Raw genomic sequence first — 21,912 nt, 5'->3', positions numbered from 1 at the left:
TTCGGCCACCACCGGCTTCCACCACCGGCGTTCGGCTACCGCCTACCGGCGGCGAAGGTCCGCCACCCGCGCCCTCTCGCCCGCCTCCTGCGACCCCAACGGACCTCCCGATCCCCGGAGTTGACCGCCGGGCCCACCGGTGCCACCGGGCCCGCCGAGTCCCGCCCCTGGTCCGGCCGCATGCGTACGGCGCTGCCCGGGCAGGGGTACGTCGCGACGGCCCCGGCCGCCCGGCGGCATCACGTCGCTCCCGGCCGCACCACCGGCCGCGTCGGCACCACCGGCCCCGCAGCCCGCCCCCGTACCGGCGACCGAGACCCGTACGCCCTGGTCCGCCAGCGCCTGGAGCTCCGCCCCCGCACGGTCGTCGTGCGCGGGCGGCTCGTCGGTCACCAGCCTGCTGATGAGGTCGGTGGGCACCGTCTGGAACATCGTGTCGGTGCCGAGCTTCGTGTGGTCGGCGAGGACCACGACCTCGGCTGCGGCCTGGACCAGCGCGCGGTCGACGCTCGCCGAGAGCATGTTGGACGTGGACAGCCCGCGCTCGGCGGTCAGCCCGCTCCCGGAGAGGAACGCGCGGGTGACCCGCAGCCCCTGGAGGGACTGCTCGGCCCCGCTGCCGACCAGCGCGTAGTTCGAGCCGCGCAGCGTGCCGCCGGTCATGACGACTTCGACACGGTTGGCGTGCGCGAGGGCCTGCGCGACCAGCAGGGAGTTGGTGACGACGGTCAGACCGGGGATCCGCGCGAGCCGGCGGGCCAGCTCCTGCGTGGTCGTACCGGCGCCGACGACGACGGCTTCGCCCTCTTCGACGAAGCTCGCGGCGAGGTCGGCGATGGCGGTCTTCTCCGCCGTCGCGAGATGGGACTTTTGCGGAAAGCCGGATTCTCGCGTGAATCCTCCCGGCAGTACCGCACCGCCGTGCCGGCGGTCGAGGAGTCCTTCCGCCTCCAGCGCCCGCACGTCCCGCCGTACGGTCACTTCGGAGGTCTGGACGACGCGGGCGAGCTCACGGAGCGACACGGCCCCGTTGGCTCGCACCATTTCAAGGATCAATTGGCGACGTTCTGCAGCGAACACGAAACTGACAGTAACCCCAATGACCGTCTGCTTTCAGCAGTTTGCGCCGAATAACAGAAGTTGTGCACGAACGAACGTGCCTGATGGTATAGAGGCATCATGCCCGCTCGGGCACGCATCGAAGCCTGCAGAAAGGGCTTACGGGCAGCGCGTGCGCCCGAACGGGGCCGGAGGGACCGCCGGGAACTCCTGAGACGCCTGGAACTCCTGAGGATCCAGGAGCCTCAGGAGCTCCTGGAGGTCCTGGGACCGAAGTCGGCGGTCCGGGTGTCAGCTCTCCTCGGCCGACTTCCGTGTGTGCAACTGCCGTGCCACTTCGGCGATCGAACCCGACAGGGACGGATAGACCGTGAACGTATTCGCGATCTGCTCGACCGTCAGGTTGTTGTCGACGGCCAGCGCGATGGGGTGGATCAGCTCGCTCGCGCGCGGCGAGACGACCACACCACCCACCACGATGCCCGTGCCGGGCCGGGCGAAGATCTTGACGAAACCGTCCCTGATGCCCTGCATCTTCGCGCGGGGGTTGCGCAGCAGCGGCAGCTTGACGACGCGCGCGTCGATCTTCCCGCCGTCGATGTCCGCCTGCGTGTAGCCGACGGTGGCGATCTCCGGATCGGTGAAGACGTTCGAGGAGACCGTCTTGAGGTTGAGCGGCGTGACCGAGTCACCCAGGAAGTGGTACATCGCGATCCGGCCCTGCATGGCAGCGACCGACGCGAGCGCGAAGATCCCGGTGACGTCACCGGCCGCGTAGACGCCCGGCGCCGAGGTGCGGGAGACCCGGTCGGTCTTGATGTGGCCCGAGTCCTTGACCAGGACACCGGCCTCCTCCAGGCCCATGCCCTCGGTGTTCGGGATCGCGCCGACGGCCATCAGACAGTGCGTACCGGAGATGACCCGGCCGTCGGAGAGGGTGACCTCGACGCGGTCGCCCACCCGCTTGGCGGCCTCGGCGCGGGAGCGCGACATGACGTTCATGCCGCGGCGGCGGAAGACGTCCTCCAGCACGGCGGCGGCGTCCGGGTCCTCGCCGGGCAGCACACGGTCGCGGGACGAGACGAGCGTGACCCGGGAGCCCAGCGCCTGGTAGGCGCCGGCGAACTCGGCGCCGGTGACGCCGGAGCCGACCACGATCAGTTCCTCGGGCAGCTCGTCGAGGTCGTACACCTGCGTCCAGTTCAGGATCCGCTCGCCGTCCGGCAGCGCGTCCGGGATCTCGCGCGGGTGGGCGCCGGTGGCGATCAGGACGGCGTCGGCGGTGAGGGACTCCTCCGTGCCGTCCGCCGCGGTCACGACGACCTGACGCGAGCCGTCCATGGCCTGCCGGCCCGCCAGCCGGCCCCGGCCGCGCATGACGCGGGCGCCCGCGCGGGTGACGGAGGCCGTGATGTCGTGGGACTGGGCGAGCGCGAGCCGCTTCACCCGTCGGTTCACCTTGCCGAGATCGACACCGACCACCCGGGCGGCCTGCTCGGAGGGGGTGTCGTCGGCGACGATGATGCCCAGTTCCTCGTACGAGGAGTCGAAGGTGGTCATCACCTCGGCGGTCGCGATGAGGGTCTTGGACGGTACGCAGTCGGTGAGCACCGACGCGCCGCCGAGTCCGTCGCAGTCGACGACGGTCACCTCGGCGCCGAGCTGGGCGCCGACCAGCGCCGCCTCGTATCCGCCGGGTCCGCCACCGATGATCACGATCCGGGTCACGAAAAAGTCCGCCTCGCGTTGTCAACCCGGCCCGTCTGCCACCCCGGCCGGGGTTCCGGGGGGTGCCCCGGGGGATGCAGTACGTACTCCATTGTCCCGCACGCTTCAAGTAGCTTCGCCCCGGGTCCCTCCATCCGGGCGCGGCCCCCGCCGCGCGGCCTCCCACCGGGGGCGCGTACGGCTCCCACCTGCGACCGCGTACATCCCCCGGGCCCCGCGGGCCCCCGTACGTCACCCGTACGTCACCTGTACGACGGGCCCACGCGCCCCACCCCGCCCGGACCGGTGCACCGGCGGCCACGGCCACACCTCCCGTACCCTCAATCCCATGTCGCTCTACGCCGCGTACGCCGGCAACCTCGACGCGCGGCTGATGACCCGCCGCGCCCCGCACTCCCCGCTGCGCGGCACCGGCTGGCTCAACGGCTGGCGGCTCACCTTCGGCGGGGAACAGATGGGCTGGGAGGGCGCGCTCGCCACGATCGTGGAGGCGCCCCGCTCACAGGTCTTCGTCGCGCTGTACGACCTGGCACCGATGGACGAGGACTCCATGGACCGCTGGGAGGGCGTGGGGCTCGACATCTACCGGCGGATGCGCGTACGGGTGCACACCCTGGACGGCGAGGAGCCGACCTGGCTGTACGTCCTGAACGGGTACGAGGGCGGGCTGCCCTCGGCGCGCTACCTGGGCGAGCTGGCCGACGCGGCGGAGTCGGCGGGGGCCCCGCACGACTACGTGATGGAGCTGCGCAAGCGCCCGTGCTGAGGCGGCGCCCGGGGCACTGTACGGCGAGGCCCGGTTCATCCGGACGGCCCCGTACGACGGGACAGATGCGCACGGCGGGAGAGATCCGTACAACGGGGCAGATCCGCACGAGGGGACGGCTCCGTACGACGGGACAGATCCGCACGAGGGGACGGCTCCGTACGACGGGACAGATCCGGCCAACCTCACCCCTGCTCCTGCCCTGAAAGTACCCAGGGCCTCCCCCGAGCCTCCTCCCTCCCGACCCTTTCGCCCCCTTTCGCCGGAAACAGCACCACAACGATATGGAGACCGTGCCCGATACATCTACGCGCGTAGGGCATGACCGGCTACCCTCATCCGCGTGAACGCATCTGTTATCCCGGCCAACGCCGACGGACCCGCCGACCCCCTTGCCGCAGCCGATGCCGCAGCCGCCACGCTGCGCGAGCTGACCGGCGCCGAGACCCATGACGTCGCCCTGGTGATGGGTTCCGGCTGGGCGCCGGCCGTCGACGCGCTCGGCGCGCCCGAGGCGGAGTTCCCCGTGACCGAACTGCCGGGCTTCCCGCCGCCCGCGGTGGAGGGCCACGGCGGCCGGATCCGCTCGTACAGAATCGCCGAGAAGCGCGCCCTGGTCTTCCTGGGCCGCACGCACTACTACGAGGGCCGCGGCGTCGCCTCCGTCGCGCACGGTGTCCGTACGGCCGTCGCCGCCGGCTGCAAGACGATCATCCTGACCAACGGCTGCGGCGGCCTGCGCGAGGGCATGCGCCCCGGCCAGCCCGTGCTGATCAGCGACCACATCAACCTGACGGCCGTCTCCCCGATCGTCGGCGCGAACTTCGTGGACCTTACGGACCTGTACTCGCCGCGGCTGCGCGCGCTGTGCAAGGAGATCGACCCGGGTCTGGAGGAGGGGGTGTACGTCCAGTTCACGGGGCCGCACTACGAGACCCCCGCCGAGATCAACATGGTCCGCGCGATGGGCGGCGACCTCGTCGGCATGTCCACCGTCCTGGAGGCCATCGCGGCCCGCGAGGCGGGCGCCGAGGTCCTGGGCATCTCCCTGGTCACCAACCTGGCGGCGGGCATCTCGGGCGCCCCTCTCAACCACGAGGAAGTCCTTCAGGCGGGCCGCGACTCGGCCACCCAGATGGGCGCGCTGCTGGCGCGGGTGCTCGACCGCATCTGACCTGCTGGACCGCTGGACCGCATCCGCCCCGACCGTCCCCCGCCCTCGCCCCGCCCTCGCCCCACCCGCCGAAGACGTCACCCGCAGGAGCAGGCCCATGCACCGGAACGCGCATCAGGACCCCGCGCACCAGGACCTCCTCGTCCGCGCCAGGACCTGGCAGGCCGAGGACCCGGACAGCGAGACCCGTGAGGAACTGGGCGAACTCATCGAAGCCGCCGGCGCCGGTGATCCCGACGCCCTGGCGGAACGGTTCGCGGGGACGCTCCAGTTCGGTACGGCCGGGCTGCGCGGCGAGCTGGGCGCCGGGCCCATGCGGATGAACCGCGCCGTGGTCATCCGCGCCGCGGCCGGCCTCGCCGCGTACCTGAGGGCGCGGGGCGACGGGGACGGCCTGGTGGTCGTCGGGTACGACGCCCGCTACAAGTCCGCCGACTTCGCCCGGGACACCGTGGCCGTGATGACCGGCGCGGGCCTGCGCGCCGCCCTGCTGCCCCGGCCGCTGCCCACGCCCGTCCTGGCCTTCGCCGTACGGCACCTCGGGGCCGTCGCGGGCGTGGAGGTCACCGCCAGCCACAACCCGCCCCGCGACAACGGCTACAAGGTCTACCTGGGCGGCGACTCGGGTGGCTCGCAGATCGTGCCGCCCGCCGACGCGGAGATCGCCGCCCGGATCGCCGCGGTGGGCGCCCTGGACACGGTGGACCGCCCGGAGTCCGGCTGGGACGTCCTCGGCGACGAGATCCTGGCCGCCTACCTCGCCCGTACGGACGCGGTCCTCACGCCCGGCTCCCCGCGCACCGCGCGCGTCGTCCACACGGCGCTGCACGGCGTCGGTACGGAGACGGTGCTCGCCGCCTTCGCCCGCGCCGGCTTCCCCGCGCCCGTCCCCGTACCGGAACAGGCCGAGCCCGATCCGGCCTTCCCGACGGTCGCGTTCCCCAACCCGGAGGAGCCGGGCGCGATGGACCTGGCCTTCGCCACGGCCCGCCGCGTCCGCCCCGACCTGATCATCGCCAACGACCCGGACGCGGACCGCTGCGCGGTGGCCGTCCCCGACGCGTCGGCCGACGCGGGGTGGCGGATGCTGCGCGGCGACGAGGTCGGCGCGCTGCTGGCCGCGCACCTCGTGGCGCGGGGCGCGACGGGCACGTTCGCCGCGTCGATCGTCTCGTCCACCCTCCTCGGCCGGATCGCCGCGGCGGCGGGGCTCGGATACGAGGAGACGCTGACCGGCTTCAAGTGGATCGCGCGCGCCGAGGGCCTGCGGTACGGGTACGAGGAGGCGCTCGGCTACTGCGTCGACCCCGAGGGCGTACGCGACAAGGACGGCATCACGGCGGCGCTGCTCGTGGCCGAACTGGCCTCGGAGCTGAAGGAGTCGGACCGTACGCTCACGGACGTCCTGGACGATCTGTCCGTCGCCCACGGCCTGCACGCCACGGACCAGCTCTCCGTCCGCGTCCAGGACCTGTCGCTGATCGCCGACGCCATGCGCCGGCTGCGCGAGCACCCGCCGACCGAGCTGGCGGGCCTGCGGGTCTCGGCCGCCGAGGACCTGTCCGCCGGCACGGACACGCTCCCCCCGACGGACGGCCTGCGCTACCACCTGGACGGCGCGTACCGGGCGCGCGTCATCGTCCGCCCGAGCGGCACGGAGCCCAAGCTCAAGTGCTACCTGGAGGCCGTGATCCCGGTCGCCGACGCCTCGGCGCTGCCGGCGGCGCGTACGACGGCGGAGGACCTGCTGACGGCGCTGAAGCGGGACCTGTCGCAGGCCGCGGGCATCTGAACGCCTCCCCCTTTCCCCTCCGAACGGCCGGGTAGGGTACGGCGCCGGCGGGGATCAGCGGTTGTGACGGAGGCGGTTCGCGCGCAAGGCTGGCGGAGGCGCTGGCGGCGATCCACGCGGCGGGGGTGGTGCACCGGGACCTCAAACTGTCGAAGATCCTCCTGGGCGCCCCGGTGGTGGCCGGGGACTCATCTACACGAGCAGCACGTCCGGCAGCCTGTACGCGCTCCACTCGAAGTCCGGCAGGGTCAAGTGGCGCCTCCCTCTGGCGGAATCCCTCACCCGCCCGACCCTCTCGAACACGGCGTCGCGTACGTCGTCGGAGACGGCACGCTGTACGCGATAGCGCTCTGACCGGGGCGACATCCCGGTAGGTCTGGTGCCCCGCCGCGAAAAGGCCTGGGCGCGGCTTCAAGTCATCCGAATTGGTCATCAGCGATGTCCGATGGGCGCGACGAACAGTGGTGGTAGTGCGGATGCAGCGGTTGATCAGCTTGAGCGACACTGCATCGATGAGTTCCCACGCCTTCCCGAGAGCGTACGAACAGGCCTTCCGCCATGTCGCCGAGCGGTCGTCCGGAGGCCCCGTGGATCCAGCGCTGCGTGTGACCCTCAATTTTCATCCGGACCGCGTGGCGCAAGGCAACCCGATCCTCGACGTCATGGCCGAGGACGGCGTCTACCGCTCGCAGTTCGTCACAGGTACAAGCAACGGAGGTTTGACCGCCCACCCGGGCGGTGATCGGTGGCGCTGGGAGAGCCGGATCTTCGGCAGGGCGTACGACGCGGCGCCTGCGGAGGAGCGACCGGTCTACGGGGCATTGAATTTCCGCCGCAAGCTGGTCGGTGGCGCGCCGCGTTTCGGCTCCGCCCACTTTCGGCTGACCGCCGAGACGCTGACACGAACCACGTTCTGCTATCCGGACAGCTTCCTTGAGCCGTCGGCCTTCGGCATCGCGGCACGCATGCCGCTGGTCGAACTCGCCGAGGCCGACCAGCAGGACGCACTCGACGACTACATCGAGGCCCAAGTACACGGACCGGTCCGTCTGAGCCAAGACGTGGAGGCCTTGGTCCTGGACCCCTGCTATCGCGGCACGGCCGTGGAAGCCTCGGCTCGGAGGCTTCCCTGCCCGGTTGAATGGCACCCTGGATTCAGCCTCGCTGTCGAAGAACTCCAGTACCACCCCGCCTATCGTGGCCAGGAATACATCGATCTGGGGACAGGGATCGCGACAGTGGGGAGACTCGATCCTCGCGTCATCGGGGAAGCCGCTCGTACCGGCCACCACGACGAGCAAGCACTCAAGCGTGTGTGGCACTACGTGGCGCGTTTCGGGGCACCCCTGAAGCGCCGTACCGAACCAGCGCGACGGCGGGAGCCGGGGGAAGCAGACGTAACCAATGTCCTCCGTTGAGGAGATGGTTCCGGAGAGATCGTGGGAGCCGTTCCGGGCCAAGGGGCTGCCGCTCCCGACGCCTCCGGAAGGTGGTGGTCTGTGGAGAGCGGACGACCCGTGGTACTTGCCCTGATCACCTTCGTCACCACCTCGGCGAACTGGGCCGGTCCCGCAGCCAGTCATCGAACACGGCAAAGTCCGTTGCCGCCAGGCCGGTCATGGAATCCACCCGGTGGAGCAGCGCGGGCCCTTGGTGGTGCGCCGACACCCAGGCGCGATCAGGGGCGGTGATCTCGTCGTCGACCCAAATAAACGGCCGCCCCGCCGCAGCGCCGACGAGCGCCCGGGTCTTCCAGTGCACCCCGCGCGCCCTGTCCTCCTCGGGCGCGTCCGGCAACTCCGCCACCGGCAACTCGGGCAGCCCGAGCAGCGGTGCTATCACCGCGTTGGCATCGTGCATCCAGGCGGTGGCCCACACCAGGACACAGGGCAACGCCAGCAAACGCGGCCCGAGGGTGAGGTCCAGCTTCGCCAACTGAGGGTTGGACACCTTCTGCCAGCCCTCCCACTCCTCACGATCCGCCGGCAACCGCCCTCCGCCATAGGGCAGAAGCGTTCCGTCAACGTCCAGGAAGAGCAACGGCCGCGCCGCGTCATCGGTCATGACCGCACGCTATCGACCTGCTTGCCGCTGACGGCAGAGTTGCACGATGACCGGCTGGCCTTGCGAGGCACGCGGGGCGGGTTCGGGCGGGGGCGGAGGGTCTGTCGGGGTGGGCCGGTGGTGAGTTGGGCGCCGTAGCCCGCCCCCTCTCTGGTTCGATGATCGCGGCTCCGGGGTGTGCGTCAAGGGCGCTCCTTTGTCGCGTCGGCTTCGCCGATGTCGCTGCGCTCCACCCTTGACCCCCACCCCTGCGCCGCTGGAAAAGGCGTGGGGAGGGGGCGGGGGGGGAGGGGTCCCCTGGGAAACACCGATGTCCCTGGGGCCGGACCCAGGCTGGCCGGTCGGCTCGCCCTGCGGGGCACGCGGTCGTGGAGTGGGGCGGTGACGGCTCTCGTCAAGCGTCCGTCGACCGGTCGTGTGCTGGGCTTCATGCCCCGCTGGTCACTCGCCGTGGGTGGGGCCGGTGGTGAATGCGGCGTGGCCGGGACCGATTTGACGGAGCTGGCCGCCTTGGCGGAGGGGGCCGGCTTGGCGGAGGGGGCCGACTTGGCGGAGCTGGGCGCTTTGATGGAGTCGGGGTGGTGGGGTGCCGGGCAGGATGCGGTGCGGGGAGACCGATCGGGGGCTTCCTCACCCAAAAAGCATGCGTTATGCCCCAGTTTGCCCCGGCTGATTGGGGGGTTGGCTCCGTTGTTCCGCTACTGCGCGCAGCCAGCGCACCTATGCGGGACTCCCAGCACACACTCCCCCGTTGCACACCCCTCCCGCCCCACACATCACATCCGCCCCGACTCCACCCGACCCCTTTCACCCACGGCGGGTGACCAGCGGGGCATGAAGCTCAGCCGCCATCCGGTGGGGAGCCGCTTGACGAAAGCCGGGCCACCCCACTCCACGACCGCGCGCCCCGCAGGGCGAACCGGCCCGCCAGCCTGGAACGGACCGCAAGGGCATCGGTGTTTCCCAGGGGACCCCTCCCCCCCCGCCCCCTCCCCACGCCTTTTCCAGCGGCGCAGGGGTGGGGGTCAAGGGTGGAGCGCAGCGACATCGGCGAAGCCGACGCGACGCAGGAGCGCCCTTGACGCACACCCCGGAGCCGCGATCATCGAACCAGAGAGGGGGCGGGCTACGGCGCCCAACTCACCACCGGCCCACCCCGACAGACCCGCCCGAACCCGGCACCCCGAACCCTCACCCCACCAGCAGCAGCACCAGCAGGACCACCAGGCCCGCGACCGCCGGGGCGATGACCTCGTAGGCCCAGCGGACCACGGGGTCGCCCTGGGCGGTGGTGCGGGAGGTGGCGCGTTCGGCCAGGTCTCGGAGGTCGGCGGTGGTGCGGTCCGCCGTGGCCATTCTGGCCTGGGAGTCCGTGACGTCCACGTTGACCGAGGTCCTGCCGTGCGGGTCGTCGCCCGCCCTGCGGGTCTGCTGACGGGCGGCGCGCTTGCGCTGGCGCAGGGAGACGGGGACCGCCCAGAGCTGGAACTTCCCGTTGTCCCGCGTGAACGCCTCGCACGAGTACGAGGCCCGTATGTCCGTGACCGACCCCCAGGGCAGGTCGATCGTCCGGAACGGGTTCCTGATACGGAGCCGGTCCGCGCCCGCGAAGACCGCCGGGCGCAGCGTGAACGCGACGATCAGCGGTAGGGCGCAGAGCATCCCGGCGAGCGCCAGCCACGGGGTGCGGCCCGTGCCCCGGACGAGCGCGTCGATGCCGATCCACAGGACGAGCGCGAGCAGCAGGCCGCCGCCCACGATTCCGCCGGCCGACCGGAAGACACGATCGGCGTAGGCAGGCTCGGTGGGTCCGGCAGGCCCCGCGGGCCCGGCAGGCTCCACGGGCCCGGTCGACGAGGCCGGCTCGGCGGGCTCGGCCGGCTCGCTGGGCTCGCTCGCGCCGTCCTGCGCCGGTCCGGGCGCCGGGCGCCCGGCCTTCGGTCGCGCGTGCTCGCCGCCGGAGGGGCCGCCGGCGGCACCGGGCTCAGGGCCGGACGCGGGCTGGGGGCCGGGCTCAGGATCGGGGGCAGGGCTCGTCATACGTCCGATTCTGCCGTACGCCTCCGACAGTCGCGGTTCCCGACCCCCGCGCACCCCGCCGCGCACGAACCACGCCCGGGCCCTCGCCGCACACGAGCACCTCGGGTCACAGCTCGGAAACAGCCCCTTCGCGGAACCTCACACCCCCTGTACAGGTCGCTACGCGCGTAGATATGCTCATCTGGTGACCATGCCCACCATCACCCCCGCATTCGCTGACGTGACCGCGTCCGACAGCACATTGCGCCGCTTCCTGCACGGGCTGCCCGGCGTCGACGCCGTCGGCCTGGAGGCCCGCGCCGCCGCGCTCGGTACGCGTTCGATCAAGACCACGGCCAAGGCGTACGCCATCGACCTGGCCATCTCCATGATCGACCTGACGACGCTCGAAGGCGCGGACACCCCGGGCAAGGTCCGGGCGCTCGCCGCCAAGGCCGTACGGCCCGATCCGACCGACCGTACGACGCCCGCGACGGCTGCCGTCTGCGTCTATCCGGACATGGCGGCGACCGCGGTCGCCGCGCTCGCCGGGTCCGGGGTGAAGGTCGCCTCCGTCGCCACGGCCTTCCCGGCCGGCCGCGCCGCGCTCGGTGTGAAGCTCGCCGACACGCGTGACGCCGTGGCCGCGGGTGCCGACGAGATCGACATGGTCATCGATCGCGGCGCGTTCCTCGCGGGGCACTACCTCAAGGTGTACGAGGAGATCCGGGCCGTGAAGGAGGCGGCCGGGGCCGCCCGGCTCAAGGTGATCTTCGAGACCGGCGAGTTGTCCACGTACGACAACATCCGCCGCGCGTCCTGGCTCGGCATGATCGCGGGCGCGGACTTCATCAAGACGTCGACCGGCAAGGTCGGCGTCAACGCCACCCCCGCCAACACGCTCCTGATGCTGGAGGCCGTACGCGACTTCCGCGAGCAGACCGGGGTGCAGATCGGGGTGAAGCCCGCGGGCGGCATCCGTTCGACGAAGGACGCGGTCAAGTTCCTGGTGCTGGTCAACGAGACCGTGGGCGCGGACTGGCTGGACAACCACTGGTTCCGCTTCGGCGCTTCCAGTCTGCTGAACGACCTGCTGATGCAGCGTCAGAAGCTCAGCACCGGCCGGTACTCCGGCCCCGATTACGTCACGGTGGACTGAGGCAGAGATGGCATCCCAGAGCACACCCGAGAGCACGTCCCCGAACACCGCCGCGAACACCCCGGCGAACCCCTTCGTGTACGCGCCCGCCCCCGAGTCCCGCTCGGTCGTCGACATCGCGCCTTCTTACGGGCTGTTCATCGACGGCGAGTTCGGCGAGGCGGCCGACGGCAAGGTCTTCAAGACCGTCAGCCCGTCCACGGAGGAGGTGCTGTCCGAGGTCGCCCAGGCCGGTGCCGACGACGTGGACCGCGCCGTACGGGCCGCCCGTAAGGCGTTCGAGAAGTGGTCGGTCCTGCCCGGCGCCGAGCGGGCCAAGTACCTGTTCCGTATCGCACGGATCATCCAGGAGCGTTCGCGCGAACTGGCCGTGCTGGAAACCCTCGACAACGGCAAGCCGATCAAGGAGACCCGCGACGCGGACCTCCCGCTGGTCGCCGCGCACTTCTTCTACTACGCGGGCTGGGCCGACAAGCTCGGCCACGCCGGCTATGGAGCCGACCCGCGCCCGCTCGGGGTCGCCGGGCAGGTCATCCCCTGGAACTTCCCGCTCCTCATGCTCGCGTGGAAGATCGCCCCGGCACTCGCCACCGGCAACACGGTCGTCCTGAAGCCCGCCGAGACGACCCCGCTCTCCGCGCTCTTCTTCGCGGACATCTGCCGTCAGGCCGGGCTCCCCAAGGGCGTCGTCAACATCGTCACCGGCGACAGGACGACGGGCGCGGCGCTCGTCGGCCACCCGGGCATCGACAAGGTCGCGTTCACCGGCTCGACCACCGTCGGCAAGGCCATCGCCCGCGAGATCGCCGGTACGGGGAAGAGGGCCACGCTCGAACTGGGCGGCAAGGGCGCGAACATCGTCTTCGACGACGCCCCGGTCGACCAGGCCGTCGAGGGCATCGTCACGGGCATCTTCTTCAACCAGGGCCAGGTCTGCTGCGCGGGTTCGCGGCTGCTCGTCCAGGAGTCGGTCCACGACGAGGTGCTGGACGCGCTCAAGCGCCGGCTGTCCACGCTGCGCGTGGGCGATCCGCTGGACAAGAACACCGACCTCGGCGCGATCAACTCCGCCGAGCAGCTCGCCCGGATCCGGGCGCTGGCCGAGACGGGCGAGGCGGAGGGCGCGGAGCGCTGGTCGCCCGCGTGCGAGCTGCCGTCCGCCGGCTACTGGTTCGCGCCGACGCTCTTCACCAACGTCACGCAGGCGCACACCATCGCCCGGGACGAGATCTTCGGCCCGGTGCTGTCGGTGCTGACGTTCCGTACGCCCGACGAGGCCGTGGCCAAGGCCAACAACACGCAGTACGGCCTGTCCGCCGGCATCTGGACGGAGAAGGGTTCGCGGATCCTCGCGGTCGCGAACAAGCTCCGGGCGGGTGTCGTCTGGGCCAACACGTTCAACAAGTTCGACCCGACCTCGCCCTTCGGCGGCTACAAGGAGTCGGGTTACGGCCGCGAGGGCGGTCGCCACGGCCTGGAGGCGTACCTCGATGTCTAAGGAATCCGCCGGCGCTGTCACCGGCCGTCTGAACGTGTTCAAGACCTACAAGCTGTACGTAGGGGGCAAGTTCCCCCGGAGCGAGAGCGGTCGGGTGTACGAAGTGACCGACACCAAGGGCGCCTGGCTGGCCAACGCCCCGCTGTCCTCGCGCAAGGACGCCCGGGACGCGGTCGTCGCGGCCCGCAAGGCGTTCGGCGGCTGGTCGGGCGCGACGGCGTACAACCGGGGCCAGGTCCTCTACCGCGTCGCCGAGATGCTGGAGGGCCGCAGGGAGCAGTTCGTACGGGAGGTCGCGGAGGCCGAGGGCCTGTCGAAGCCGAAGGCGGCGGCCGTGGTGGACGCGGCGGTCGACCGCTGGGTCTGGTACGCGGGGTGGACGGACAAGATCGCCCAGATCGCGGGCGGGGCGAACCCGGTCGCGGGGCCGTTCTTCAACCTCTCCACGCCCGAGCCGACGGGTGTCGTCGCGGTCCTGGCACCGCGTGAGTCCTCACTCCTCGGCCTGGTCTCGGTGATCGCGCCGGTGATCGCGACGGGCAACACGGCGGTCGTCGTGGCGAGCGAGACGTCCCCGCTGCCCGCGCTCTCGCTGGGCGAGGTGCTGGCCACGTCCGACGTGCCGGGCGGGGTGGTCAACATCCTCTCGGGCCGTACGGCCGAGCTCGCGGCGCCGCTCGCCGCGCACCAGGACGTCAACGGGATCGACCTGACCGGCGCGGACGAGACGCTGGCCAAGGAGCTGGAGATCGCCGCGGCGGACAACCTCAAGCGCGTACGGCGCCCCCGCGTGACCGGGACCGCGGACTGGACGGCCGACCCGGGCACACGCCGTCTGACGGCCTTCCTGGAGACGAAGACGGTCTGGCACCCGACGGGCAGCCTGGGCGCGTCCGGCTCGGCGTACTGATTCGTCAACACGGAAGCCCTGCTTCTCCTCATTCGAGGGGAAACAGGGCTTTCTCCATGCAAAACACTTGGCAGATCCGCACTCTTCTGTACATGACTGACAGCTACGCCATGACAGAGGCTCGCGCCAACTTCGGCACACTGGTCCGCCGGGCGGCCCACTCCCGCGAACGGATCGCCATCACGGACCACGGACACGTCGCGGCCATACTGATCAACCCGCAGGAACTGGAGGATCTGGAGGACGCACTCGCAGTAGCCCAGTACATGGCCGAGAAGGCCAACGGAACACTGAGCACGGTGACCCACGAAGAAGCAAAGCGCAGGCTCGGCCTGGTGTCGCGGGCATGACGTACACGATTCGCTGGCGAGACGCGGCTCCGAGGGCTGCCGATCACTTCATGGCGGAGTCGTCTACGAGATCGAAGACGCTGTAGTCACCATCACTGTTATGCACTTGGGTCGCAAAGGCTGACAGCGGCCCTCACACGGCTCACCCCGGCAGCACCCCCGCCACCTGGCCCACCGCCTGCCCCACCAGCGGCATGTCCTTGAGCGAGCCGCTTCCCTTGGTCAGCGGGTCGGTGAGGGGGGCCGTGGAGATCGGCTTGAAGTCCGCCACCTGGGTGCCCACCGCGTTGTCCAGCGGGTCGACGCCCGTGCCGGCCAGGGGGTTGAGCTTGAGGGACGTGATCGGGTTCAGGGCGCCCGCCACCCCGTAGCCGAGCGCGCCGGTGAGGGCCTGGCCCGCCGCCTTGCCGGACTCGGCGATCTGGGTCTCCGTGTCGGAGGACGAGGCGGGTGCGGGTGCGGGAGCGGGCGTCGGGGCCGCGTGGGCCGCCGCGCCGCCCAGGCCGAGGGCCGCGCCCGCCGCCGTGAGGGTCAGGCCGGCGCGCAGCAGGGTGCGGCGCGGGGCGGGGGGAAGTGCGTGACGTGCCATGGGATGTCCTGCCTGGCCGGATCGAGCAAGCCGATTGATGGTGATGGGTAACCGAAGCGGCACTCACAGTAGTTGACCCTTGGTCCGCGACACCAACAAACCCGCCAAATCGACCGCTGGAACTCGCCTGATCGCCCCCAGGGGTTCACCGTACGGACGGATGCCGCACACTGGTGTCCCGTGAGCTCTCCCACTCTTCCGACCCGAGTCGTGCTGCTCGCGGGGCCGTCCGGCTCCGGCAAGTCGTCTCTCGCCGCCCGTACGGGGCTGCCCGTGCTGCGCCTCGACGACTTCTACAAGGAGGGCGACGACCCGACGCTGCCGCTGGTCCACGGCAGCGTGGACATCGACTGGGACTCCGTACGGTCCTGGGACGCGGACGCGGCGGTCGCGGCGATCGTGGAGCTGTGCCGTACGGGCCGTACGACCGTTCCCGTCTACTCCATCGCGACCAGTTCGCGGGTGGACGCGGAGGCGCTGGACGTCGAGGGCACGCCCCTGTTCCTCGCGGAGGGCATCTTCGCCGCGGACATCGTCGCGCGCTGCCGGGAGCTGGGGGTGCTGGCCGACGCGCTCTGTCTGCGGGGCCGGCCCTCGACCACGTTCCGGCGGCGCCTGGCGCGCGATCTGCGCGAGGGGCGGAAGTCGGTGCCGTTCCTGCTGCGGCGCGGCTGGCGGCTGATGCGCGCCGAGCGCGCGATCGTCGGCCGGCAGACGGCGCTGGGCGCGTATCCGTGCGACAAGAGGGAAGCGCTGGGGCGGATCGCCGCGGCGGCGGCCGGGCGGCGCCTCACGCCGCGCGGCGAGCGGGGCGCCGAGCATTCGGCGGAGCCCACGACGACCCGTACCAGCGGCGCCTGACCGGCGCGCGCAGACAGTAACGTTCACGCGAAAGCGCGGGACCGTACGAAAAAGCGGGGCCGTACCGGCCCCCCAGCCCGTACGGTCCCGCTTCCTTTTTCGTGTTCCCCCATGGTCACCGCAGTTCCCCCGCGGCTTTACTGTCCCCCCGTATCCCCCTTGTCCCCCGCGGTTCCCCCTTGCTCCCCACGGGTTCTCCCCCGAACCCCCCGTATTTCCCCCGTACTTCCGCCGTCTCCCCCGAAACGACGGTCCCCCCGCATTCCCCCGTGTTTCCCCCGTGCTCCCCCCACTGCCCTCAGGCGACCAGTTCGCCGAAGGACTCTTCCTCGTCACGGCCGAAGCTGAGGACCTCGTCCTCACGCAGCCGGCGGAGCGACCGCCAGATGCTCGACTTCACCGTGCCGACACTGATGTCGAGGATGTCCGCGATCTCCGGATCGGTGCGGCCCTCGTAGTAGCGCAGGACGAGCATCGTCCGCTGGAGTTCGGGCAGCCGGGCGAGCGCCTGCCAGAGCACGGCGCGCAGCTCCGTGCCGCGCATCGCGTCCGTGTCGCCCGCCGTCTCCGGCAGCTCCTCCGTCGGGTACTCGTTGAGCTTGCGCCTGCGCCAGGCGCTGATGTGCAGATTGGTCATGGTGCGGCGGAGATAGCCCCCGACCGCCGCCTTGTCGCTGATCCTGTCCCAGGCCCTGTACGTGGAGAACAGGGCGCTCTGCAGCAGGTCTTCGGCTTCGAACCGGTCCCCGGTCAGGTGGTAGGCGGTCGCGTACAGGGAGGCGCGGCGCTCCTGGACGTAGGCGGTGAACGCCGCTTCGGCGTCCGCCGTCCCCGCCGGAACCTTCCGCTCCCCCGTGGCCTCCCCGTACGCGACTCCCCCGCTGCCCGCCTGGGGCGCGTCAACCACCGTCATGTACGACGGCTTGTGCTGACGCCCGGCGCCGCGAACGCACCCCCGCCCGTTCACGGCGCCGGACTTCTCTGTGCTCCTGGTGACGTCGTGAAGACGCGTGACCACTGCGCTTGAGGTCGTTCCGTGCAGTGCGTTCATCCCGCGCCCCCCGTCGGTTGGAGTCTGCTTCGTTCCGTGTGGCAATGAGCTTGCCGGGGCAGTTTCATGACCCTGTCCCCCGACTGTCACAGGCCTGTCACAGGGACCTGTGGCACGCAACGGTCGAACTCCGGTCCCCCCATGGGACAGAATGACCTCTGTGCCTTTTCTGCTGCTGATCGAGGACGACGACGCCATCCGCACGGCCCTCGAACTCTCCCTGTCACGCCAGGGCCATCGGGTGGCCACCGCGGCGACGGGTGAGGACGGCCTGAAACTGCTCCGCGAGCAGCGGCCGGATCTCATCGTGCTGGATGTGATGCTGCCCGGGATCGACGGGTTCGAGGTGTGCCGCCGGATCCGCCGTACCGACCAGTTGCCGATCATCCTGCTGACCGCCCGCAGTGATGACATCGATGTGGTGGTCGGGCTGGAGTCGGGCGCGGACGACTATGTGGTGAAACCGGTGCAGGGCCGGGTGCTCGACGCCCGGATCCGCGCGGTGCTGCGGCGGGGGGAGCGGGAGTCCACGGACTCCGCGACCTTCGGCAGTCTGGTGATCGACCGTTCCGCGATGACGGTCACCAAGAACGGCGAGGACCTTCAGCTCACACCCACCGAGCTGCGGCTGCTGCTGGAGCTGAGCCGGCGGCCCGGACAGGCGCTGTCGCGGCAGCAGTTGCTGCGGCTGGTGTGGGAGCACGACTATCTCGGTGACTCGCGGCTGGTGGACGCGTGCGTGCAGCGGCTGCGCGCGAAGGTGGAGGACGTACCGTCCTCGCCGACGCTGATCCGTACGGTGCGCGGAGTGGGCTACAGGCTGGACACGCCTTCGTGAGTGACGTACCGAGGGGGGACGGGCCGGCCACCGGCCCACCGGAAACCAAAACGGGCGCAAGTACGAGTACGGAGCCGTACCAGGACCAGGCGTGCACGGACCAGCCCGTGGACCCGTACGTCCGGCCGCGGCGCGGCAAGAAGGCCGGTGCCGGGGGCGGCAGGAGCGGTACGGCCAGGAAGGCGTTGCTCGCCGGGCTCCGCTGGACCAGTCTGCGGCTGCGGCTCGTCATCGTCTTCGGGGCGGTGGCGCTGACCGCCGCCGTCTCCGCGTCGGGGATCGCGTACTGGCTCAACCGCCAGGCCGTGCTGACCCGTACCCAGGACTCGGCGCTCAACGACTTCCAGCAGGAGATGCAGAGCCGCGCCGCCGAGCTGCCGCTGTGGCCGCGGCAGAGCGATCTCCAGAACACCGCCGAGCGGATGTCGGGCGACAACTCCGGTTACAGCGTGGTGCTGATCGCCGCGCGGGACAAGGGGAAGCCGATCGTCGGCGCCTCGGACCCCGACCTGTTCACCATGGACGACGTGCCGACGTCGCTCCGGAACGCGGTGAACGACCGGCAGGAGGTCACGGCGTCCAACAAGTACCCGTACCACGTGTTCTGGCAGCGCACCGAGCGCGGCGGCACCCCGTACCTGGTGGGCGGCACGCGGATCATCGGCGGCGGCCCCACGGGCTATCTGTTCAAGTCCCTCGACCAGGAGCAGGCCGATCTCAACTCGCTGGCCTGGTCGCTGGGGATCGCCACGACCCTGGCGCTGATCGGCTCGGCGCTGCTCGCGCAGGCCGCCGCCGAGACCGTGCTCAAGCCGGTGCAGCGGCTCGGTGAGGCGGCGCGGCAGCTCGGTGAGGGCAAGTTCGGTACGCGGCTGCGGGTGTCGGGCTCGGACGAACTGGCGGATCTGTCCCGTACGTTCAACAGCGCCGCGGAGTCCTTGCAGAAGAAGGTCGCGGACATGAGCGCGCGGGAGGAGTCGAGCCGCCGCTTCGTCGCGGACATGTCGCACGAGCTGCGCACGCCGCTGACCGCGCTCACCGCCGTGACGGAGGTCCTGGAGGAAGAGGCCGACAGCCTGGACCCGATGATCGCGCCCGCGGTGACGCTGGTGGTGAGCGAGACGCGGCGGCTCAACGTGCTGGTCGAGAACCTGATGGAGGTCACCCGCTTCGACGCGGGTACGGCACGGCTCGTCCTGGACGATGTCGATGTGGCGGACCAGGTCACGGCGTGTATCGACGCGCGCGCCTGGCTGGACGCGGTGGATCTGGACGCCGCGCGCGGCATGATGGTGCGGCTCGATCCGCGCCGGCTCGACGTGATCCTGGCGAATCTGATCGGCAACGCGCTCAAGCACGGCGGTTCGCCGGTGCGGGTGGCGGTGCGGACCGAGGGCGACGAGCTGGTGATCGAGGTACGGGACCACGGCCCCGGCATCCCCGAGGACGTGCTGCCGCATGTCTTCGACCGCTTCTACAAGGCGAGCGCGTCCCGGCCGCGCTCCGAGGGCAGCGGGCTCGGCCTGTCGATCGCCATGGAGAACGCGCACATCCACGGCGGGGACATCACGGCGACGAACGTGCCCGACGGCGGCGCGATGTTCGTGCTGCGGCTGCCGCGCGACGGCGGCGAGGAGCCGGACCTGGAGCTTGGTTCCCGGTCCGGGGACCCGGAGCGGGGAGAGGCGGGCGGGACACCGTGACGCGCTGGAAGAAGACCGTCTGCCTCACCGGGGTCGTCGCGCTCACCGCGCTCACCGCCGGGTGCGGGATCAGGACCACCTCCGTACCGGTGGACGCCGGGCCCGCGCCGTCGCGGCTGCCCTGCGAGATCGCCGGGAAGGATGTCATCACGCAGTCGGAGTCCGGCGTTCCGGTCCGGGTGTATCTGGTGTGCGCCTCCGGCCTCGCGTCGGTCGAACGCGCGGCCAGGATCCCGGCGGACAAGGCGGCCGACGCCAAGGTGGGCGCCGCGCAGGCGCTGCTGGACGAGTTGCAGGCGGAGCCGCCCGCCGCCGAGCGCGAGGCGGGCTTCACCACCTCCGTACGGGGGCCGCTGATCGTCGCCGCCCCGCGCACCGGCGACCCGGCAGGGGCGCTGCGGCTCAGCCGTCAGCCGGAGGACCTGCCGGCGGCGGCGCTCGCCCAGATCGTCTGTACGTTCGCGGAGAGCGGGGCCTCGGACGGCCGGGTCGTCCTGGGCGGCCCCGGCGACTACGCGACGCGTAGTTACGTCTGCGACCAGGATACGAAGCGGCACCCGGACGCCGATGTGCCGACCCTGGCCCCGAGCGCGAGCCCCAGCGGCTGAGACGGGCCTTCCGCGGGTCCGTCCGGCTCTGCCCTCTGCCCTCCACACCACCCGGGCGATCGCCTGTACGTTCGAGTAAGGCCGTCGTCCGGGCCACTGGGCGGGTGACACCGGTCTCATGCGCGCGTTGCCCCGGTCCGCCCGGAACCGATGGCGCGGCGCGCGGCGTCTCTGGAGGCGTGCGTCAAGGTCCGGGCGGCAGTGCCGTCTTCCACTTCCGTAGGGCGGGGTTCGTTCTCCTGCTCCTGCATCTGTTGCTGGTGGCGTGGGTGACGCTCCGTCCCCTCGACGTCATGTGGGTGAACGCGGCCAACCTGACGCCGTTCGCGGGCATCAGGGCGGATCTGGCCCTCGGCCCCCTGGAGGCCGTCCGCCGGATCGGTGAGGGGCTGCTGCTGCTCGCCCCGGCCGGGGTGCTGCTGCCCATGGTGGACGGCCGGATCGCCGTCTCCTTCTGGGCCTCCCTGACCCGTACGGTCACGGCGGGCGCACTGCTCTCGCTCGGGATCGAGATGGCGCAGACCGTGGTGCCCGGCCGGGTCGTCGATGTGGATTCCCTGCTGCTCAACACCGCCGGGGTGGCGCTCGCGCATCTCGCGGTGGTGCCCGCGTGCCGGGCCAGGCTGCGCAGGGAGGGCCGGGTGAGGCGGTCCCGTACGGTACGCCGCGGGCCTTCGTCGCCCCGTACCGATGGCCGGAGGGCCTCCGCCGGGGAGACGGCGCTGCGGGAGACGACGCTCAGGAAGCCCGCCGCGGGTGAGAGCACCCTGCGGGAGGAGAACCCCCAGGGGGTCACCCCGACGATTCCCAGGGTCGGGATCGCCCCGTAGAGGGATGCTTTGCCCCCTTCGGCGCGCGACCATGGAGTCATAGGGAGCACGGACAAGGGATGCTCCCCCGATGGTCTCGCGAAGGAGCCCACCATGGCCGGTCGTCTGGTCCGCCCCCGTCACGGACGCATGCTCGGCGGGGTGTGCGCGGCGCTGGCAGAGCGCTTCGGCACCTCCGCGAACACGATGCGCGTGATCTTCCTGGCCTCGTGTCTACTGCCGGGCCCCCAGTTCCTGCTGTACCTGGCGCTCTGGATACTGCTGCCGGGCGAGAAGCAGGCATCCGCCTCCACCGCCTGGTAGCCCGCCCCGCCCGGCCGCCTCGCCCGAACCCCGGCAGGACCCGGCCCCGATGCCGTGCGTGCGCCCGTAACGCCGTAGATGCCGGTACGGGCGCACGCACACATGACGGTGGGCCGCGTACCCCGGATCCGGGGTACGCGGCCCACCGCGTGATGTCCTGGACGGTGGTCCCGGACGACAGGGATCAGCCGCCGAGCGGGATGCCGTTGACCCCGAGGCCGCCTTCGGCCAGGCCGTTCACGGGCAGGCCGCCGAGCAGGGTGCCGACGGGGTTGGAGACCAGGTCGCCGAGCGGGCTGGAGGCACGGACCGCGTCGAGCGCGTACGGCGTGGTGAACTCGACGGTGTCGACCGCGCTTCCGGCGGCCGTCGCGGCGCCGGCGAGCGGCTGCGGGAGCTGCCCGGCGGCCTCGTCCAGGGGCAGCGCCTTGGTGACGGAGCCGACGGCGTCGAGCGCGGCGCCCGTGTCGGGGACGGCGGGCGCGGCGGAGGCGCTGCCCGCGGCGGCAGCGGCGAAGGCGACGCCGAGGGCGGCGGCACCAAGGGTCTTGGCGGCGGACTGCTTCATCGGGATCTCGTCCTTGGGGACTCGGGGATACGGGGATACGGG

The 21,912-nt window shown here is 71.4% G+C and carries 21 protein-coding genes; 14 read left to right on the top strand and 7 right to left on the bottom strand.

Annotated features, from left to right (window positions below):
- Positions 1 to 42: 42 nt before the first annotated feature.
- Positions 43 to 1,044 (bottom strand): DeoR/GlpR family DNA-binding transcription regulator, encoded by a 1,002-nt coding sequence (locus tag ACIBJC_RS11720; protein ID WP_399290746.1) that lies wholly within the window; start codon positions 1,042 to 1,044, stop codon positions 43 to 45.
- Positions 1,045 to 1,350: 306 nt separating this feature from the next.
- Complete coding sequence (locus ACIBJC_RS11715) at positions 1,351 to 2,787, bottom strand: NAD(P)H-quinone dehydrogenase (protein ID WP_399290744.1); 1,437 nt, start codon at positions 2,785 to 2,787, stop codon at positions 1,351 to 1,353.
- A gap of 328 nt (positions 2,788 to 3,115) precedes the next feature.
- Here ACIBJC_RS11715 and ACIBJC_RS11710 point away from each other — a divergent pair, with 328 nt between their 5' ends.
- From ACIBJC_RS11710 to ACIBJC_RS11695, 4 genes are all read left to right on the top strand, one after another.
- Positions 3,116 to 3,553 (top strand): gamma-glutamylcyclotransferase, encoded by a 438-nt coding sequence (locus ACIBJC_RS11710; RefSeq protein WP_329828899.1) that lies wholly within the window; start codon positions 3,116 to 3,118, stop codon positions 3,551 to 3,553.
- Positions 3,554 to 3,896: 343 nt separating this feature from the next.
- Positions 3,897 to 4,727: a purine-nucleoside phosphorylase gene (locus tag ACIBJC_RS11705; RefSeq protein WP_399290740.1), complete on the top strand. Its 831-nt coding sequence runs from the start codon at positions 3,897 to 3,899 to the stop codon at positions 4,725 to 4,727.
- 97 nt (positions 4,728 to 4,824) lie between these two features.
- Positions 4,825 to 6,519, top strand: coding sequence for a phospho-sugar mutase (locus ACIBJC_RS11700; protein WP_399290738.1), 1,695 nt, complete (start codon positions 4,825 to 4,827; stop codon positions 6,517 to 6,519).
- Positions 6,520 to 7,031: 512 nt separating this feature from the next.
- The gene (locus ACIBJC_RS11695) at positions 7,032 to 7,937 is read left to right on the top strand and encodes a DUF3626 domain-containing protein (protein WP_399290735.1); all 906 of its coding nucleotides are present in this window, start codon (positions 7,032 to 7,034) and stop codon (positions 7,935 to 7,937) included.
- A gap of 124 nt (positions 7,938 to 8,061) precedes the next feature.
- Here the strand turns inward: ACIBJC_RS11695 and ACIBJC_RS11690 are convergent, their stop codons facing one another.
- Together ACIBJC_RS11690 and ACIBJC_RS11685 are read right to left on the bottom strand one after the other, a co-directional pair.
- Positions 8,062 to 8,583 (bottom strand): hypothetical protein, encoded by a 522-nt coding sequence (locus tag ACIBJC_RS11690; RefSeq protein WP_399290732.1) that lies wholly within the window; start codon positions 8,581 to 8,583, stop codon positions 8,062 to 8,064.
- 1,191 nt (positions 8,584 to 9,774) lie between these two features.
- Complete coding sequence (locus tag ACIBJC_RS11685) at positions 9,775 to 10,425, bottom strand: PH domain-containing protein (RefSeq protein WP_399291216.1); 651 nt, start codon at positions 10,423 to 10,425, stop codon at positions 9,775 to 9,777.
- Between the two features lie 388 nt (positions 10,426 to 10,813).
- Here ACIBJC_RS11685 and deoC point away from each other — a divergent pair, with 388 nt between their 5' ends.
- The 4 genes from deoC (at position 10,814) to ACIBJC_RS11665 (ending at position 14,519) form a co-directional block, all read left to right on the top strand.
- Positions 10,814 to 11,761 (top strand): deoxyribose-phosphate aldolase, encoded by a 948-nt coding sequence (gene deoC, locus ACIBJC_RS11680; RefSeq protein ID WP_399291213.1) that lies wholly within the window; start codon positions 10,814 to 10,816, stop codon positions 11,759 to 11,761.
- Between the two features lie 7 nt (positions 11,762 to 11,768).
- Positions 11,769 to 13,259, top strand: coding sequence for an aldehyde dehydrogenase family protein (locus ACIBJC_RS11675; RefSeq protein ID WP_399290729.1), 1,491 nt, complete (start codon positions 11,769 to 11,771; stop codon positions 13,257 to 13,259).
- A complete protein-coding gene (locus ACIBJC_RS11670; RefSeq protein WP_399290726.1) occupies positions 13,252 to 14,169 on the top strand; it encodes an aldehyde dehydrogenase family protein in 918 nt (305 codons plus the stop codon). Before ACIBJC_RS11675 ends, ACIBJC_RS11670 begins: the two co-directional genes overlap by 8 nt.
- 92 nt (positions 14,170 to 14,261) lie before the next feature.
- Positions 14,262 to 14,519, top strand: a complete 258-nt coding sequence (locus tag ACIBJC_RS11665) for a type II toxin-antitoxin system Phd/YefM family antitoxin (protein ID WP_399290722.1) — start codon at positions 14,262 to 14,264, stop codon at positions 14,517 to 14,519.
- Between the two features lie 142 nt (positions 14,520 to 14,661).
- Here ACIBJC_RS11665 and ACIBJC_RS11660 read toward each other — a convergent pair whose 3' ends face one another.
- Positions 14,662 to 15,108, bottom strand: coding sequence for a hypothetical protein (locus tag ACIBJC_RS11660; RefSeq protein WP_399290719.1), 447 nt, complete (start codon positions 15,106 to 15,108; stop codon positions 14,662 to 14,664).
- A 180-nt stretch (positions 15,109 to 15,288) separates the two neighbouring features.
- On the opposite strand from ACIBJC_RS11660, the gene ACIBJC_RS11655 reads away from it, so the two are divergent.
- A complete protein-coding gene (locus ACIBJC_RS11655) occupies positions 15,289 to 15,969 on the top strand; it encodes an ATP-binding protein (protein WP_399290716.1) in 681 nt (226 codons plus the stop codon).
- Between the two features lie 298 nt (positions 15,970 to 16,267).
- Here the strand turns inward: ACIBJC_RS11655 and ACIBJC_RS11650 are convergent, their stop codons facing one another.
- Positions 16,268 to 17,020, bottom strand: coding sequence for a SigE family RNA polymerase sigma factor (locus ACIBJC_RS11650; protein ID WP_399290713.1), 753 nt, complete (start codon positions 17,018 to 17,020; stop codon positions 16,268 to 16,270).
- Positions 17,021 to 17,180: 160 nt separating this feature from the next.
- Between ACIBJC_RS11650 and afsQ1 the strand changes: the two genes are divergently transcribed.
- The 5 genes from afsQ1 to ACIBJC_RS11625 all read left to right on the top strand — a co-directional run bounded on the left by afsQ1 (position 17,181) and on the right by ACIBJC_RS11625 (position 21,302).
- On the top strand, positions 17,181 to 17,858 hold the full coding sequence (gene afsQ1 / locus ACIBJC_RS11645; RefSeq protein ID WP_193564048.1) for a two-component system response regulator AfsQ1: 678 nt from the start codon (positions 17,181 to 17,183) through the stop codon (positions 17,856 to 17,858).
- Between the two features lie 185 nt (positions 17,859 to 18,043).
- A complete protein-coding gene (locus ACIBJC_RS11640) occupies positions 18,044 to 19,561 on the top strand; it encodes an ATP-binding protein (protein WP_399291210.1) in 1,518 nt (505 codons plus the stop codon).
- Positions 19,558 to 20,169 (top strand): hypothetical protein, encoded by a 612-nt coding sequence (locus ACIBJC_RS11635; protein WP_399290710.1) that lies wholly within the window; start codon positions 19,558 to 19,560, stop codon positions 20,167 to 20,169. Before ACIBJC_RS11640 ends, ACIBJC_RS11635 begins: the two co-directional genes overlap by 4 nt.
- Before the next feature lie 269 nt (positions 20,170 to 20,438).
- On the top strand, positions 20,439 to 20,999 hold the full coding sequence (locus tag ACIBJC_RS11630; protein WP_399290708.1) for a VanZ family protein: 561 nt from the start codon (positions 20,439 to 20,441) through the stop codon (positions 20,997 to 20,999).
- Between the two features lie 93 nt (positions 21,000 to 21,092).
- Positions 21,093 to 21,302: a PspC domain-containing protein gene (locus ACIBJC_RS11625; protein ID WP_399290705.1), complete on the top strand. Its 210-nt coding sequence runs from the start codon at positions 21,093 to 21,095 to the stop codon at positions 21,300 to 21,302.
- Positions 21,303 to 21,486: 184 nt separating this feature from the next.
- Here ACIBJC_RS11625 and ACIBJC_RS11620 read toward each other — a convergent pair whose 3' ends face one another.
- Complete coding sequence (locus ACIBJC_RS11620) at positions 21,487 to 21,870, bottom strand: ATP-binding protein (protein ID WP_399290702.1); 384 nt, start codon at positions 21,868 to 21,870, stop codon at positions 21,487 to 21,489.
- Positions 21,871 to 21,912: the final 42 nt, after the last annotated feature.

It is taken from the genome of Streptomyces sp. NPDC050509, assembly GCF_044457965.1.
Classification (GTDB): domain Bacteria; phylum Actinomycetota; class Actinomycetes; order Streptomycetales; family Streptomycetaceae; genus Streptomyces.
Note: the sequence above shows the minus strand (reverse complement) of the source record. Positions and strands in the feature narration are given on the sequence as shown.